The sequence below is a fragment of the Anaerocolumna jejuensis DSM 15929 genome (assembly GCF_900142215.1).
In the GTDB taxonomy this organism is placed as follows: Bacteria; Bacillota; Clostridia; order Lachnospirales; family Lachnospiraceae; genus Anaerocolumna; species Anaerocolumna jejuensis.
The window spans coordinates 73,380-89,032 of sequence record NZ_FRAC01000018.1 but is presented as its reverse complement, the minus strand read 5'-3'; the positions used below and the strand labels follow the sequence as shown (position 1 = coordinate 89,032).

The window sequence follows — 15,653 nt, the reverse complement described above, 5'->3', positions numbered from 1 at the left end:
ACATGGTAAATAAGCTGTTCTGCAGCAGTCCCTTATCAGTGTGTAAAGATCCAGGTACTGACAGAGGTAATACTTTTGGATTATTGGAAAGATGAGGTAAATATGAACCTGCAAGACAGAAACAATATGGAATCTTATTTTTATTTTAAGGATGAGGAAAGGGAAGTCTGTTTTAAAAGACATGATACACCAACACCGTGGATTAACTATCTGACTAACGGAACCTTTCACACGATCCTGTCCCAGGCAGGCGGTGGCTTGGCTTTTTACCGCTCGCCCCAAATATGGCGGATTTCACGCTACAGATTTTTTCATCTGCCCACGGACCGTCCTGGACCATATATCTACATAAGGGATGGAGCTTTAGGGGAATACTGGAGTCCTGCATATGAACCTGTGGAGAAAAAGCTTGATAGCTGGAGTTCCGCTCATGGAATGGGCTATACAAGATTTCAGGCGGCTAAGGACGGTGTGAACTCTGAATTGACCTATTTTGTAGGTGAACTGGAAAACTCTTTGATTTGGAATTTAAAAATTAAGAATAATAGTTCAAAAACAAAACAACTCAGCATATTTGCATATGTGGAATTCGGAATGATGGAATTCATGAGGGAGCTGCAGTGGCAGTGCTATAACAAACATCAGGTCTCGGTGGAATATCTGGAGGAATGGGGAAGCCTTGTCTACAAATATGGGGTTGAAATGCAGCCTAAGCCCGATGAAACACCACTTGTTTATTTTACTGCCGACAGGATTCCCGATGGGTTTGATGGGGATAGAGAGGAATTTGTGGGAAGTTACAGGTCAGAAGCAAATCCCAATGCCATAGAACAGGGAAGCTGTTCCAATTCTACCCTTGCAGGAGGAGATCCCTGTGGTGCATTGCAGTTTAATATAAGCCTTGACCCCGGGGAAGAACAGACACTGAATATTTTTCTTGGTACAGGAATGACAGAAGAGGATATCAGAAAGTCTATAGAAAATTCCAGAAGGGATACCTTTGTGGAAGAATCCTTTATCAAATTGAAAGAAAACTGGGAAAGCTATCTTGGCAAACTTCAGTGTACCTTACCTGACAAGGAAACGGAAAGAATGGTTAACACCTGGAATCCTTATCAGGCTCAGAGAAATTTTCTGTTTTCAAGAAATATATCCTTTTATGCCACAGGAACCTTTAGAGGGGTAGGCTTCCGGGATACTTCACAGGACATACTGTCCCAGATACCTTTTGATATAAATGCTTCAAAGGATAAAATAAAGCTGCTACTGGGACAACAATACAAAGATGGTCACGTAAATCACTATTTTTTCCCTACGGAAGGCTGGGAGCCAGTTACAACAATACATTCAGATGATCATTTATGGCCGGTATGGTCAGTGTGGAGTGTAGTTATGGAGTCGGGAGACCTGTCTTTCCTGGATGAAAAAGTAACTTATTATGACGGTGGGGAAGCTGCCATTTATGAACATTTACAGAAAGCCCTTGAATATACAAAAAGCCATCTTGGACCGAATGGTTTTCCTTTGATGCTGCGTTCAGACTGGAACGATCAATTGTTCCGTGTTTGCAGAAAAGGGAAAGGAGAAAGCATATGGACCTCAATGCAATATGGAGTAATGCTTACTAAGATGGCTGAACTTGCGCGGCTTATGGGTAAAATAGAGGATGCGGCTGCATTTATGAGTACTTTTCAACAACAGAAGGAGCTGGTCAATTCCATTGCCTGGGATGGTAAATGGTTTAGAAGAGCGGTGATGGATGACGGAAGGTTTTTAGGAACAGATGAACATGATCAGGCAAAAATATGGCTGAACGCGCAGACCTGGGCGGTAATGTCACAGATGGCAGATAAAGATAAGTCCTTTGCTGCTATGAATTCAGTCAAAGAGATGCTTGATACCGAGCTTGGTATTAAGAAGATTCATCCATCAATTACAGATTTCCCTGATCCCAAGGATCCTCTTACAAATTACAATCCCGGAACCGGAGAGAACGGTGCGGTGTTCTGTCATGCCAATACCTGGGCTATCATCGCCGAATGCCTCCTTGGAAGAGGGGACATAGCATATAAGTACTACAGGCAACTGATTCCGGAGATTGCAATGAAAAAAGCTGGTGTTTGGCGATACAAGGCAGAACCCTACGTGTATGCTTCCAACCTGTTCGGGCCGGAATCCGATCGTTTTGGTCTTGCTAACGTTTCCTGGCTTTCTGGTACCGCTGCTTGGATGTATATTGCAGTAACACAGTACATGCTTGGAATTCGGTCACAGTGGGAAGGGCTGCTTATCGACCCTTGCCTGCCTGTGCAGTGGAAGCAGGCGAAGATTGACAGGAAGTTCAGAGAATGTAATTATGAAATAGAAATTATTAATGAATCAGGAGTAAAGAAAGGTATAATGAGCATAGAAGTGGATGGAGAGATTCAGACGAGCAATATCATCAAGCATAAAAACGGAAGAGAAAGAGCAGTTGTTAAGGTAATAATGGGCTAGGATATTACTTGCCGGAGGCTGGCTTGAGGTTTTTCTGAGACTGGGAGATGTATGTAAAAAGGTTCAGATACTATAATTATAATTTATATAGAACAGAAAGGGTGATATTGTTGCAGATGGAGATTAAATGGGAGGACTGCGCAAATGGTATATGGAAAACTATAATAGGTTGCGAAGATAAGTTCAATCCTGTACTGGTTATGGATGCGGCTCCTGTATATGAAAAGTTGAGAAAACTGACGGAAACTAATTTTCCGCAGTCGGTCACATTGATGGAATATGAAATAACAAATGGTAAAACCATAATTAGAATTCCCCTTCAGCCAGAGGAAAGAATTTACGGTTTGGGTTTGCAATTCATGAAAATAAATCACAGAGGAAAGACACGCTATTTGCACGTTAATAGCAATCCCAAACAGGATACAGGAGAAAGTCATGCTCCCGTTCCATTTTATTTGTCAACGGGGGGTTATGGCCTGTTTATAAATACCTCGAGAGCTATTACAATTTACTGCGGTTCCTGTGTTAGGAAGGACAGTAAAAATCCACCCAAGGCCAAAGATAATGTGAGTGATCCGGATTTTGACTATACCCCCTTATCAGATCTGATAGAGGTTGTAATACCAGGTAACGGAACTGAAATCTTTGCATTTTCGGGAAGTTCTTTATTGGAGATAGTACAACGCTATAACCTTTATTTCGGAGGCGGAGTACTTCCGCCAAAATGGGGTCTTGGTTTTTGGCACAGGGCACCTTCTGCATACACCGGTGATCAGGTAGTCAAAGAAGCGCTGGAATACAGAAAAAGAGGTTTTCCCTGTGATGTAATTGGACTTGAGCCTGGCTGGCATTCAAAAAGCTATCCGGTTACCTATGAATGGTCACAGGAGAGATTCCCAGACCCTTCTGCTTTTGTATCCAAAATGGCTGAAAATGGCTTTAAAATCAATCTTTGGGAACATGCATATGTATCCCCTGAGGCAAAGATTTTTACTGAACTTGAACCCTATGCAGGTTCACATACCGTGTGGGCAGGGATAATTCCGGATTACTCTGTACCGGAGGTCAGAAAAATAATTAAGGCTCAGCACAGGCAAGAGCATATTGATATAGGAATTTCGGGTTACAAGCTGGATGAATGTGATGGAAGTGAGCTCACAGATTTCTCATGGATGTTTCCGACCCATGCAACTTTTCCGTCTGGAAATGATGGGGAACAGATGAGGCAGCTCCTTGGACTATTGTTTCAAAAGACTACGGCAGAACTGTTTTATGAAGTAAACAAACGCACATATGGGATGGTAAGAGCTTCTAATGCAGCTGCCTCCACCCTTCCCTATGTACTATATTCCGATTTGTATGATCATGAACAATTTATCAGAGCATTGTGCAATTCCAGCTTTAGCGGGCTTTTGTGGACTCCGGAAGTCAGAACGGCCCAAAGCAGTGAAGACTGGGTCAGGCGTTTTCAGACAGTCTGCTTTTCACCAATCGCCATTTTAAATGCATGGGCAGATGGGACAAAACCATGGTCCTACCCAGAAGTTTATGATATTATTTTACATTATGTTAACCTCAGAATGAGATTAATACCATACTTTTATTCAGCTTTTGCAAAATACAATTTTGAAGGCATCCCACCTTTTAGAGCGATGCATTTAGAGGAAGGTTATAATCCTGCAAAGGTTGGTGAATTATATAAAGAAGCCAGTGGCTTTGAAAAGACCAAGTCATGGGATATATTCCAAGATGAAGTGGATAATCAATATATGGCAGGAGATTTCATTCTGGTCGCACCACTATTGGCCGGTCAGAAAGAACGTTTCGTTTATCTGCCTGAAGGAAAATGGTATTATTTTGATACGGGTAAAGAATTTACAGGAGGAAACTTTATAAAAATCGAAGCTACCATAGATAAGCTTCCGCTTTTTGTGAAAGATGGGGGGATTATTCCTATGATACCTGCATACAATCATGTTCCGGCAAAAGGTGTACCGGTACCATTAGAGATAAGACATTATGGTATGAAAAGCGGTAAATTCCTGTTGTATGAAGATGACGGAGAGAGTCTGGATTATAAAAAAGGAAATTATCAATGGTTCAGTTTGGAAGTTAATATAGAGGATAATGGTAAGAAGACAGGAAAAGTATCCGGCAATATGGATAAATTCTATGGAAGCTACAGCGAAATCAAATGGAACTTTATTGATACATTATGATAAATGCATTAATCAGTGTTTTTTTGCGATGGTTAGTGAGGCAGAGGAGCATAATCATATGTATTCTTCTTGGCAGGATGAGCTGGAAGATGTGTGTTCATATCGGCAAGACGACAAAACTGGACTGGTTAGAAATAGAATTGGATTCTAAGACGGGAAGCAAAAAAAGATACATCAAGATCACTGGACCAAACAAAGAAGTAAGCTATCAGAAATTTGAAGGTCTTCCTGAAGTTACATTTACAGAGAAGGATATTGGCAGTAATGTAAAAGTTGTCCGTTGTATTTTGATTCCGGCAGCCCATGGCAGCTAATACGGACATTCTTGATATGGTGTCTCGGAACACATGAAGCTACAATACTTAATTTCAATAGAAAGACAAAATTCTTTATCATTTAAATAAATAATTAGAATTCGTTTAGACCGCTTATTTTTAAGCTTTTTAAAAATGAGCGGTCTTTGACTTTGTTTTATACCTAATCTTGTATATTTCCGTCAAAAGAAATACAATAGAGCTATTAGGAGCAGTAAAGTAAAGGAGGGTGAAAATAAATGAAACGGATATTTTTGGTTGAGGATGATAAGGCAATCGCTAAGAACCTTATACTTTTGCTCCGCTCGGAGGGATTTACAGTCACCCATGCCCCTACGCGGAGTGAAGCTCTTGCTGCGCTTGCCGGGAATAAATTTGACCTGGCGTTGATTGATATTTCTCTGCCTGACGGAAATGGCTTTACGGTTTGCACGGAAATCAAAGAAACAGGGGATATCCCCGTTATCTTTCTGACGGCTTCCGGTGATGAGGCGAGTGTTGTTACCGGACTGAATATGGGGGCGGACGATTATATCACCAAGCCTTTTCGTCCGCGTGAATTGATTGCGCGAATTGGAACCGCCCTGCGAAAAAGCGGAGGTTCTCCATCGGCTTTTGAAACCTGCGGGCTTCATGTCGACATGGCAAGCGGCGTCGTGAAAAAGGACGGCAGCGAGGTTTTTCTTTCAGCCTTGGAATACCGCTTGCTGTTGGTGTTTATTAACAACCCAAAAAGTATTATCACAAGGAGCAGGCTGCTTGACGAATTGTGGGACGCTGCAGGTGAGTTTGTCAATGACAATACATTGACCGTGTACATTAAACGCCTGCGGGAGAAGATAGAGAACAACCCCGCAGCCCCGCAGATCATTCTGACTGTTCGCGGGACAGGATATAGATTGGGGGGCGGGTATGCTTCGGAATAGAGAGTTTCGGCAGTTTGCCATTTTGTTCTCCTTAATAGCCGCCGCTGCTGTGCTGCTGGGATTTGCAATCAATACCGCGGCTGGAATCCTTGCCATCTCTTCTGCCGCCGCCTTTGGCGCAGCGTTTTTTGCGTTTACCAAAGCACGATATGATAGTATTTCGCAGATTTCAAATCAAATCGATCTTGTACTTCATAACGCTGACCATCTGTATATTGGTGAATCGGACGAGGGCGAACTTTCCATTCTGCAGAGCGAGATAACAAAAATGACCCTGCGTATTCGGGAGCAAAACGACGCACTGAAAAAAGAAAAAGAACATCTTGCAGATTCACTGGCTGACATAGCCCATCAGCTCCGTACCCCTCTCACATCCGTGAACCTTATTCTGTCACTGCTGAAGAATAACCCTGACGAAAATGACCGGAAAGCATTGATGCGGGAAACAGAGGAATTGTTTGTACAGATGGATTGGCTGCTGACTTCCCTTTTGAAATTATCCCGCCTGGACGCGGGCATTGTGGTGTTCCAAAGCGGGCAGATAGATGTAAGCAGCTTGATAGGAGCAGCGCTTCGTCCGTTTCTGATTTCGATGGAACTGCACAATATTGATTTGCAAATAGACGCACCGGAAGGGTTGCTTATTCAAGGCGATTCAGGCTGGCTTTCGGAAGCAATTCAAAACATCCTCAAAAATTGCATGGAAAGTGCAGGTGAGAACGGGAGGATTGAGATTGTCTGCGGGGACAACCCATTGTTTACTGAAATTTCCATCCACGACAGCGGCGCGGGCTTTGAAAAAGAAGATTTACCCAGCCTGTTCGACCGGTTTTATCGCGGGAAAAACTCAAAAGCTACAGGCTACGGAATTGGCTTGGCTCTCTGCAAGATGATTATAACACGGCAGGGAGGGACGATTACCGCAAAAAATCACCCCCAGGGCGGTGCGATATTTTCCATTCGTTTCCCAAAGTGACGAATCTCTCACTTAAAAGTCACAGAAATGTAATTTGAAGGTTCTATTATATGGGTAAAGGTTGATAGAAATACACTTTCAATTTCCAGGTTTTGTGCCGGCTTAATCCTAAGCGCAAAACTTGGATGCGCAGAAGGCATACGCAGGAAAGGAGACTCACATAATGGAGTTTTTAAAAATTGAAAATTTATGCAAAACCTATGGCAAGAGCGAAAACCAAGTTACTGCACTTGACCATGTTTCGCTCACAATCGAAAAGGGAGAGTTTACCGCAATCATCGGCTCCTCCGGCTCGGGTAAATCCACATTGCTTCACAGCATTGGGGGCGTGGACGTGCCGACAAGCGGAAAAGTGTATTTGAACGGGCAGGATGTATATGCGGGGAGCAATGAAAAACTTGCCATTTTCCGCAGGCGGCAGGTCGGACTGATCTACCAGTTTCACAACCTGATTCCCACCTTGAATGTGGTGGAAAACATCACCTTGCCTATCCTGATGGACAAGCGCAAGGTCAACGAGGAGCGGCTGAATGACCTGCTTGAACTGCTTGGGCTGCAGGAACGAAAAACGCATTTACCCAATCAGCTTTCGGGTGGTCAGCAGCAGCGCGTTTCCATAGGACGTGCTTTGATGAACGCCCCGGCGGTCATGCTTGCCGACGAACCCACGGGCAGTTTGGACAGCCGGAATGGGCATGAAATCGTTAAACTGCTGAAAGAAAGCAATAAAAAATATGGGCAGACCCTGCTCCTCGTCACCCATGACGAAAATATCGCCCTGCAAGCAGACCGCATTATCGGCATATCAGACGGCAAAGTAGTGAGAGATGAGAGGGTGCGGCCATGAACATTTTCAACAAAGTTACCCTGCAAAGCATGAAAAAAAGCCGTACCCGAACGTTTGTCACAATTATCGGAGTTGTTCTGTCCGCCGCCATGATTACGGCAGTCGCTACCTTTGGTACTTCCCTGTTAAATTTTCTGATAAATGGTTCTATTGTAAAATACGGCGGTTGGCACGTAGAGTTTTTGGAGGTTAATTCCTCCTTCGTGCAGGAGCGAACCCATGACAAGGGAGTTGCAAACACCGTAGCGTATCAAAATATCGGCTACGCAACACTTAAGGACGGGAAAAGCCCCGAAAAGCCTTATCTTTTTATCGCCGGATTTAACGAGAAAGCCTTTGATACCCTGCCCATAAGTCTGATTTCTGGCAGGCTGCCTAAAAACAGCAGTGAGATTCTTGTTCCGGTCCACGTCCAGATAAAGGGCGGCGTTACCTTTAAGGTGGGCGATACGATTTCCCTTTCTGTTGGAAGCCGCATGAATGGAAAAAAGAATCTCGGTCAACACGACCCTTACGTTTCCGGGAAAGAAGCTCTTGTACCCAAAGACGAGAAAACCTACACGGTTGTGGGTATCTGTGAAAGACCCGGTTTTGAGGAACATTCTGCACCGGGATATACCTTGATAACGAAAGCAGATACCAGTGAGAAAACGGATAGCTTCAGCCTATTTGTCACGCTTAAAAACCCCCGCCAGGTAAAGGCTTACGCAAGCAAAACAGCCGGAGCAGGGGTTTATGTCTTTAATGATTCTGTGCTGCGCTTCATGGGGATTTCGGATGATAAAATAATTAACACACTTTTGTACACGGTTGGCGGCATTTTGGTTGCCATAATAATGCTGGGCTCGATTTTTCTGATTTATAACTCCTTCAACATCTCGCTGAACGAACGTACACGCCAGTTCGGTATTCTCTCTTCGGTTGGCGCCACGCCAAAGCAATTGCGAAATTCGGTGCTGTTCGAGGGACTTTGTATTGGCGCGGTCGGGATACCGATTGGCATTATGGCCGGCATAGGTAGTATCGGACTTGTCATTCCTATTGTTGCCGGGAATTTCGGGAACATTGCATACAGCACCGTGCCTTTAACCTTGTCGGTGTCTGTCTCAGCGATTGTCGTGGCGGCGGTGGTCAGTTTGGTTACCATTTTGATTTCAGCCTATATCCCGGCCAGGAAAGCCGCAAACACTCCCGTGATGGAGAGCATTCACCAGACCAACGAGGTCAAAACCGAATCGAAAGCCGTAAAAACGTCAAAATTCATTGAGCGTATTTACGGTTTGGAGGGAACTCTTGCGCTAAAGAACTTTAAGAGAAACAAGAGACGCTATCGCAGCATTGTGTTATCGCTTACTTTAAGCGTGGTGCTGTTTGTATCTGGAAGTGCTTTTGGAACAACTCTGAAACGACTTTCGGAACGTTCAATAATGGACTTTGACTATGACATTCTTTTTACCAATCAGGACATGGACGACAGTGAAATGTTCCTGCTTTACGACAAACTAAAAACCGCAGACGGGGTTTACGAAAGCTCATACCAAGCGATTTTAGCATATTCGTGTGCAGTTAAGGCCAGCGATTTTTCAGACCGTTACCGGAAAGATGCGGATTATACTGCGCCGGACCAAACGGTTCATCTGCCAATGGACATCCAGTTTATCCCGGACAGCGAATATCTAAATTTTATTAAAAAAATAGGCTTGTCCGCAAAAGAATATACCGGGGAGGACGCGAAAATGATTGCCGTTGCCAAAGAGCGGGTTGAAAAGAAAGGCGGGCCGGACGAAGTGTTTGATATGTTTGCGAGCCGTTCTATGACTTTCAGTGCCGCTCCTCAAATAAATGACAAGCCGAAGCTGGAACAGGGGCAAAGCATAAACATTACCTTTGTCGATACATATCCGGTGGATGTGATCTCAAAGCAGTCTTCCAAGAAGAATTCATACGTTTTTATGGTGGTGGCACCTTATTCGCTCAAAGAGAAGTTTGAAACCCCTGATACTCATGCTGATATAGGCCTGAGCTTTCTGTCAAAGAATCCTTCACAATCGGTGGCTAATATGGAAGCGATGATACACGACGCAGGAATTACGTCTGCCTATACCCTATTTAATGTATACACAACAGTTGAACAATACCGCAGTCTGACCTTTGTTATTGATGTTTTCACCTATGTGTTTGTCATTATGATTTCGCTGATTGCCGTTGCCAATGTGTTCAACACGATTTCCACGAATATCAGGCTGCGCAGGCGGGAGCTTGCCATGCTCCGCTCAATAGGAATGTCGGACCGTGATTTCAATAAAATGATGAATTTTGAGTGTATCTTTTATGGCATGAGGACGTTGCTATTTGGGATTCCGATAGCGACAATCTCTTCGTGGCTGATCTACGAAGGGTTGGCGGGCGCAGAAAGGATAGACAACTTCAATTATGTATTCCCGTGGGGCAGTATGGCAATCAGCGTAATCAGCGTGCTCTTTATCGTGTTCATAACAATGCTGTATGCCATTAGTAAGATAAAAAAAGAAGATATCATTGATGCGCTTCGAGATGACATGACTTGATTCAAAGCTGCTGTTTTCCTTTTTCAAGATTGTAAATTTGGTTAATCTTGGTAAGCTATAGTTTTTTGTGTAAACGCATATTCAACACAATTAAAGAAACCACAACACAGACTATACGCCCGTGTTGTGGTTTCTTTACGCTGCCGCTATCAGCTGAACAATACAAACATATCACATTTAAAGCGTGACAAAACAATAGATTAAGTTTATTATAGCTTAGAGAATATTACGTGTTTTATATGTGAGGTAAACAAATGCAGAAAATATTAATTGTAGAAGATGATGAACCTATTAATAATATGATATCAGAGGCACTAAGCAAGAATGGTCTTTCCTGTAAGCAGGCATTTTCAGGTACGGAGGCAAGCCTTTGCGTTAAAAACAGCCAATATGATTTAATCCTTTTGGATTTGATGCTGCCGGGTCTTAAGGGTGATATTTTCCTAAAAGAGTTCAGAACCAGTTCGAAGGTTCCTGTAATAGTAATATCTGCAAAGGATGAGCTTGACTGTAAGGTCGATTTGCTGACCCTGGGCGCAGATGATTATATCACAAAGCCTTTTGAGCTGAGGGAATTGGCAGCGCGGGTAATGGTTCAGCTAAGGAGAAGAGATGGGAATGAAACCTTTGAAGTACTTAAGTGCAAGGATTTAAAGCTGAATAGAAATACCTTTGAGGTCAGTATTCATGATAATATCATAAATATCACAAAGCAGGAATTCTTGATACTTGAGCTGTTACTTACCTACCCGAACCGGGTATTCAGTAAGCAGGACATCTATGATTATGCCTGGAAGGAATATTTTATCGGAGAGGACAAGACGGTTAATGTACATATCAGTAATATAAGAAATAAGTTTAAAAGGTTTTCCGAGGAAGAATATATCGAAACAGTATGGGGAATTGGCTTTAAGCTTAAGCTGTAATGAATGAAACAGGAAAAGGGTATTCCAAACACCTTGATTAATTAATCAAAGTTACGCTTTCGAATGATTAATTGGAGGTTTTGAGATACCCTTTTCGTTATTTATCTCAGCGATGCGCAATTTTTATAATTCATCTTTAACAAATCTTAAACAATTTTTAGCGATTTATTTTAGAGTTGCTGCTAAACTTTACTCAAAGTAATCAATAGAAGGAGGTTAGCTTGAAATACAATGAAAAAAATTAAAAAGATATTTCATAGCCAGGAGGTGAGAAAATGCTTAATATTATTAGAATGGATCTGCACCGGCTTTTTAAAAATAAAAGCTTCTATGTCATTTTATTTATAATAGCTTTTATAGCCTGGAGTAATGTTTACTATATAAGTAAAGGTCTGAATTCTGAGAATGGGCCAGGTTGGTTATCGGATGAACCAAGGCATACCTGGGATTTGCTTGATTTACCCAACTTCCCCTTAGGATTTAATTATGACATCAGTTTATTGGTAAATGGAACTGGAACGGTTACTGCTTTTGATGAAGCATCTGTTTTATTATCCAGTTCACTTGTCCTTTTATGCACAGGAGTATTTACTATTTTATTTGTATTAAGTGAGAGAAGCTCCGGATATATGAAAAATATAGTGAGCTGTGTTAAGAGAAGGCGATTTATCATTCTATCAAAAATGGCTGCCATGGCGGTACTTATATTAATGGAATTTGCCGCTTTGCTGCTTGTAACAGAGCTTGCTTCCCTTATATATGTGAAGAATTTATCTCATGCGGTATCCTTCGGGCAGCTAAGATATATCGGATTGCAGTTTCTATTATATATCGCGTATACAGAACTTATTCTGCTTGTGATGAATGCTTTGAAAAATGCACCTGTCAGTATTATCCTTCATATATTTTTCTGTTGGAATTTTGGTACTTTGTTATATTATTACTTCTTAAACTATTGTGCGTTGTTATTAAAAAGCAGCCTCCCGCTGAATTTACTGAATTATGATATTATACCTAACATCATACTGCTGTCCGGTAATGCGCCTTCCGGAATCTGTATCAGGGCATTCCTGGTATCAATTGCAGCAATTCTTTTTTACAGCATGCTCAACATTGTGGTGATAGAGAAAAGAGATATATAAAATGGCTAAAAATGATAAACATTTGGAGGTTAATTATGAGTGATTATTTACTTAGGACAATAAATCTGACAAAGCAATATAAAAAGCAAAAAGCAGTTGATAATATTAGTGTTCATATTGAGCGGGGAGCCATTTATGGATTAATCGGAAGAAATGGAGCAGGCAAGACGACCTTTCTGAAAATGATCTCCAGATTGGCTGCACCAACCAGCGGTGAGATAGAGCTATTTGGTTATCAGAAAAAGGCAATTGATAATGTTTATGACAGGATTGGAATGCTGATAGAGGAACCGGGGCTGTATCCGAATTTGAACGCCTTTGATAATTTAAAGCTGAAAGCAATTTGCATGGGTGTATATAAGAAGGAAAATGTCAATGATATTTTAGAGATAGTGGGGCTTAATAATACGGGAAATAAAAAAATTAAAAACTTTTCGCTGGGTATGAAGCAAAGATTGGGTATCGGTATGGCATTAGTCGGAGAGCCGGATCTGCTGGTACTGGATGAGCCAATTAACGGACTTGATCCGCAGGGCATAGTCGAGGTAAGAGATATCATACTGAAGCTGAATCAGGAAAGAAATATAACCGTAATTATATCGAGCCATATACTGGAGGAGCTTTCAAAACTCGCCACTCATTATGGAATCATTCATCAGGGAAGGCTGATTGAGGAATTTTCAAAAGAGGAAATCCTGCAAAAATGCAGTGAAAGGATAGAGATTATTCTGGAGGAACCGGACAGGGCATGTACCATTCTTGATGGATTAAAAATACATAATTATAAAGTTGTAGATGAAAAAACCATTTATGTTTATGAAAAGCTGGAGGAAATGGGCGATATTAATATGGAGCTTTCAGTGAATAGAATTAAGGTCAATTCCATTAATGTGATAAAGGAAAGTCTTGAAAAATATTTTATGGAGCTTACTGGAGGGAACGATAATGCTTAATATCATCAGAATGGAGCTGTTCCGCTTATTGAAAAGTAAGAGCTTTTACATTATTATGATTGCTTTGGTTATTATGGGATTTGCCAGCGCTTATCTCCTGAATGTGAGAATCCATGAGGTGATGGAAAAGGGAGGTAAAATACAGTTAAACAGAACGGTCGTTTCCGTGCCCGAAGGTGGAAGATACTTTATCGGAATCAATTATAATGCAAATTCGTTGATAAAGGAGAAGATAACGGTATTGGAGGAAGTATCCGTCATACTATCCAGTGCAGCTGTGATGCTTTTTACAGGAGTTTTTACCGTTTTATATATTTCCGGAGAGAAAAGCTGCGGATTTACAAAAAATATAGTGAGTTGTGTAAAGAAAAGGCGGTTCATCCTTTATTCCCAAATAATAACCATGTCAGTATTTGTACTGCTGGAATTCCTGGTATTATTACTTGCTGCAGAGCTTGGTTCTCTCCTGTTTCTCGATAATTTTTCCTATGAGCTGCCCTTGGAACAATTACAGTGTTTCGGACTGAAATTTTTACTATATATTGCTTTTACTATCTTCCTTATATTGGTATCGGCTGCCTTTAAAAATAATGTACTTCCGGTGATTATCAGTATCTTTCTAAGCTTAGGCATTATTACGGCGGTCATCGGCTGTGCAGGTGATATCATTGCCAAAAAATCCGGCTATGATGCCTTTAACTATTTGGAAAAATACCTGGTGGTACGAAATATACAGGTATTATCCATCAGTTCTTTCGCTGAAATCCATCTGACGGTACTGTTGGCTGCTCTTGCAGCAATTCTGGTCTATAGCAGCATTGCCGCTGCAGTGATAGAAAAAAGGGATATAAAATAGCATGAAAATCTGTGAATGTTCTATTGACGGGTCTGTGATGGAATAAAATAAACAGTTTTGTTTTACAGGTAAGTTAATGTAATATAGGAAGAAATAAATTACCGTAAACAGGCGAAGAGAAAAACTCAGATATTTAAAGTTTGTTTATGGAAATAACGATGAGACAATGAGGAACTTTATAATGAGAAAAATAAGAAAATTAGTATTTGTATTATCAGTCTTATTATGTTTAATAGCTGCGAATGCCTGTTCCGGGGAAGGAAGGGAGAAGGACAAGCAGACAGTAAGCAGTCAGACAGAGGGGACGAAGCAGCTGACAATTGAACGGCACCCTGCCGCTGCCGATTTATCGGCACAGTATGGATATGGCAAACGCGACAGTCTGCCTGGCTTATTTCATGATGCTTATGATATCCGAAGTACTGACCTGACAGCCTGTGATCTGACGGAGGATTACGGCAAGCTGCTTAAGGCAACCTTTGACAGTAAAACGGTATGGCCTGATAAGTTACCGGGAAGCTTTGACCCGGATAAAATAATGGAATTATATAAGAACCCGGGCTTAACTATACGAAGCCTCCATGAACAGGGCATCACCGGTAAGGGGGTTGGAATTGCAATCATTGACCAGCCGCTACTTGTGGATCATATAGAGTATAAAGACCGGTTGAAATATTATTCCGAACGCATTACGGTGAAGGACCAGGATGCCTCCATGCATGGACCGTCTGTAGCCTCCATAGCAGTTGGAAAGAGTGTGGGAGTAGCTCCGGAAGCCGATCTTTATTATATTGCGGAGGATTTTGAATTAGTATTGGACGACTACGGGCTGCTTGCAGAATCCATTAATAAACTGCTGGACTTAAATAAAACCCTTCCGGTAAAAAACAGGATACGTGTGATATCTATATCCTGGGGAGTTGATTATAATGAAGGCATCGGATCGAAGCCCTTGAACGAAGCCTATCAAAGGGCTAAGGACGAAGGTGTTCTGGTAATTACTACTTCCATATTCAAGCGTGAGGATATGGCATTCTTTGGTCTTGATAAATATCCGTTATCTGATCCGGATGATTTTAATTCTTATACAAAAATTCCATATCCGGCAGAACCGGAAATGATGATGAAGATGAAAAGGAAATATAACATCAGTGTACCGATGAACTATCGCTGTACCGCCTCACCGACCGGTGCAGAGGATTATGCAGTATATCGGCAGGGAGGCCTTAGCTGGGCTGCGCCATATGTTGCCGGAGTTTATGCTCTGGCATGTCAGGTTAAACCGGAGATTACTTACGAGGAATTCTGGAAGCTGGCCGCTTCCACGGCAAGAACCAGCCATGGCACCTATGAAGGAGAAAAGTATGAAGCACCATATATTATTGACCCGGCAGCAATTATGAATGAGCTGGAAAAGGAGGAATGATTCTG

12 protein-coding genes are annotated in these 15,653 nt (G+C 41.9%); all 12 read left to right on the top strand.

Annotation, left to right across the window (positions count from 1 at the left end; all coding sequences use genetic code 11):
- Nucleotides 1-75 precede the first annotated feature (75 nt).
- The gene (locus BUB77_RS17460) at nt 76-2,496 is read left to right on the top strand and encodes a GH36-type glycosyl hydrolase domain-containing protein (protein WP_073278134.1); all 2,421 of its coding nucleotides are present in this window, start codon (nt 76-78) and stop codon (nt 2,494-2,496) included.
- Nucleotides 2,497-2,612: 116 nt separating this feature from the next.
- Entirely contained in the window at nt 2,613-4,715 is a 2,103-nt protein-coding gene (locus BUB77_RS17455; RefSeq protein WP_170866681.1) for a glycoside hydrolase family 31 protein, read from the top strand.
- Nucleotides 4,716-4,792: 77 nt separating this feature from the next.
- Nucleotides 4,793-5,029 carry a hypothetical protein gene (locus tag BUB77_RS17450; protein ID WP_073278133.1) on the top strand — a complete coding sequence of 79 codons (237 nt, stop codon included), beginning with the start codon at nt 4,793-4,795 and terminating at the stop codon, nt 5,027-5,029.
- A 239-nt stretch (nt 5,030-5,268) separates the two neighbouring features.
- Complete coding sequence (locus BUB77_RS17445) at nt 5,269-5,955, top strand: response regulator transcription factor (protein WP_073278132.1); 687 nt, start codon at nt 5,269-5,271, stop codon at nt 5,953-5,955.
- Complete coding sequence (locus BUB77_RS17440; RefSeq protein ID WP_073278131.1) at nt 5,942-6,931, top strand: sensor histidine kinase; 990 nt, start codon at nt 5,942-5,944, stop codon at nt 6,929-6,931. Before BUB77_RS17445 ends, BUB77_RS17440 begins: the two co-directional genes overlap by 14 nt.
- Nucleotides 6,932-7,094: 163 nt before the next feature.
- Nucleotides 7,095-7,778 carry an ABC transporter ATP-binding protein gene (locus BUB77_RS17435; RefSeq protein WP_073278130.1) on the top strand — a complete coding sequence of 228 codons (684 nt, stop codon included), beginning with the start codon at nt 7,095-7,097 and terminating at the stop codon, nt 7,776-7,778.
- On the top strand, nt 7,775-10,345 hold the full coding sequence (locus BUB77_RS17430) for an FtsX-like permease family protein (protein ID WP_073278129.1): 2,571 nt from the start codon (nt 7,775-7,777) through the stop codon (nt 10,343-10,345). The genes BUB77_RS17435 and BUB77_RS17430 overlap by 4 nt, the downstream gene beginning before the upstream one ends.
- Nucleotides 10,346-10,599: 254 nt before the next feature.
- Nucleotides 10,600-11,271 (top strand): response regulator transcription factor, encoded by a 672-nt coding sequence (locus BUB77_RS17425; RefSeq protein WP_073278128.1) that lies wholly within the window; start codon nt 10,600-10,602, stop codon nt 11,269-11,271.
- A gap of 275 nt (nt 11,272-11,546) precedes the next feature.
- The gene (locus tag BUB77_RS17420; RefSeq protein WP_073278127.1) at nt 11,547-12,413 is read left to right on the top strand and encodes a hypothetical protein; all 867 of its coding nucleotides are present in this window, start codon (nt 11,547-11,549) and stop codon (nt 12,411-12,413) included.
- A 35-nt stretch (nt 12,414-12,448) separates the two neighbouring features.
- A complete protein-coding gene (locus BUB77_RS17415; protein ID WP_139241223.1) occupies nt 12,449-13,366 on the top strand; it encodes an ATP-binding cassette domain-containing protein in 918 nt (305 codons plus the stop codon).
- Complete coding sequence (locus BUB77_RS17410; RefSeq protein ID WP_073278125.1) at nt 13,359-14,222, top strand: ABC transporter permease subunit; 864 nt, start codon at nt 13,359-13,361, stop codon at nt 14,220-14,222. The genes BUB77_RS17415 and BUB77_RS17410 overlap by 8 nt, the downstream gene beginning before the upstream one ends.
- Before the next feature lie 181 nt (nt 14,223-14,403).
- Complete coding sequence (locus BUB77_RS29180) at nt 14,404-15,648, top strand: S8 family peptidase (RefSeq protein WP_084124375.1); 1,245 nt, start codon at nt 14,404-14,406, stop codon at nt 15,646-15,648.
- Nucleotides 15,649-15,653: the final 5 nt, after the last annotated feature.

Excerpts from the sequence above, each read along its gene's own strand:
- BUB77_RS17425 (WP_073278128.1), top strand. The coding sequence starts at position 10,600 with ATGCAGAAAATATTAATTGTAGAAGATGATGAACCTATTAATAATATG.
- BUB77_RS17435 (WP_073278130.1), top strand. The coding sequence starts at position 7,095 with ATGGAGTTTTTAAAAATTGAAAATTTATGCAAAACCTATGGCAAGAGC.
- BUB77_RS17420 (WP_073278127.1), top strand. The coding sequence starts at position 11,547 with ATGCTTAATATTATTAGAATGGATCTGCACCGGCTTTTTAAAAATAAA.
- BUB77_RS29180 (WP_084124375.1), top strand. The coding sequence starts at position 14,404 with ATGAGAAAAATAAGAAAATTAGTATTTGTATTATCAGTCTTATTATGT.
- BUB77_RS17450 (WP_073278133.1), top strand. The coding sequence starts at position 4,793 with ATGAGCTGGAAGATGTGTGTTCATATCGGCAAGACGACAAAACTGGAC.
- BUB77_RS17440 (WP_073278131.1), top strand. The coding sequence starts at position 5,942 with ATGCTTCGGAATAGAGAGTTTCGGCAGTTTGCCATTTTGTTCTCCTTA.
- BUB77_RS17455 (WP_170866681.1), top strand. The coding sequence starts at position 2,613 with ATGGAGATTAAATGGGAGGACTGCGCAAATGGTATATGGAAAACTATA.
- BUB77_RS17430 (WP_073278129.1), top strand. The coding sequence starts at position 7,775 with ATGAACATTTTCAACAAAGTTACCCTGCAAAGCATGAAAAAAAGCCGT.
- BUB77_RS17410 (WP_073278125.1), top strand. The coding sequence starts at position 13,359 with ATGCTTAATATCATCAGAATGGAGCTGTTCCGCTTATTGAAAAGTAAG.
- BUB77_RS17445 (WP_073278132.1), top strand. The coding sequence starts at position 5,269 with ATGAAACGGATATTTTTGGTTGAGGATGATAAGGCAATCGCTAAGAAC.
- BUB77_RS17415 (WP_139241223.1), top strand. The coding sequence starts at position 12,449 with ATGAGTGATTATTTACTTAGGACAATAAATCTGACAAAGCAATATAAA.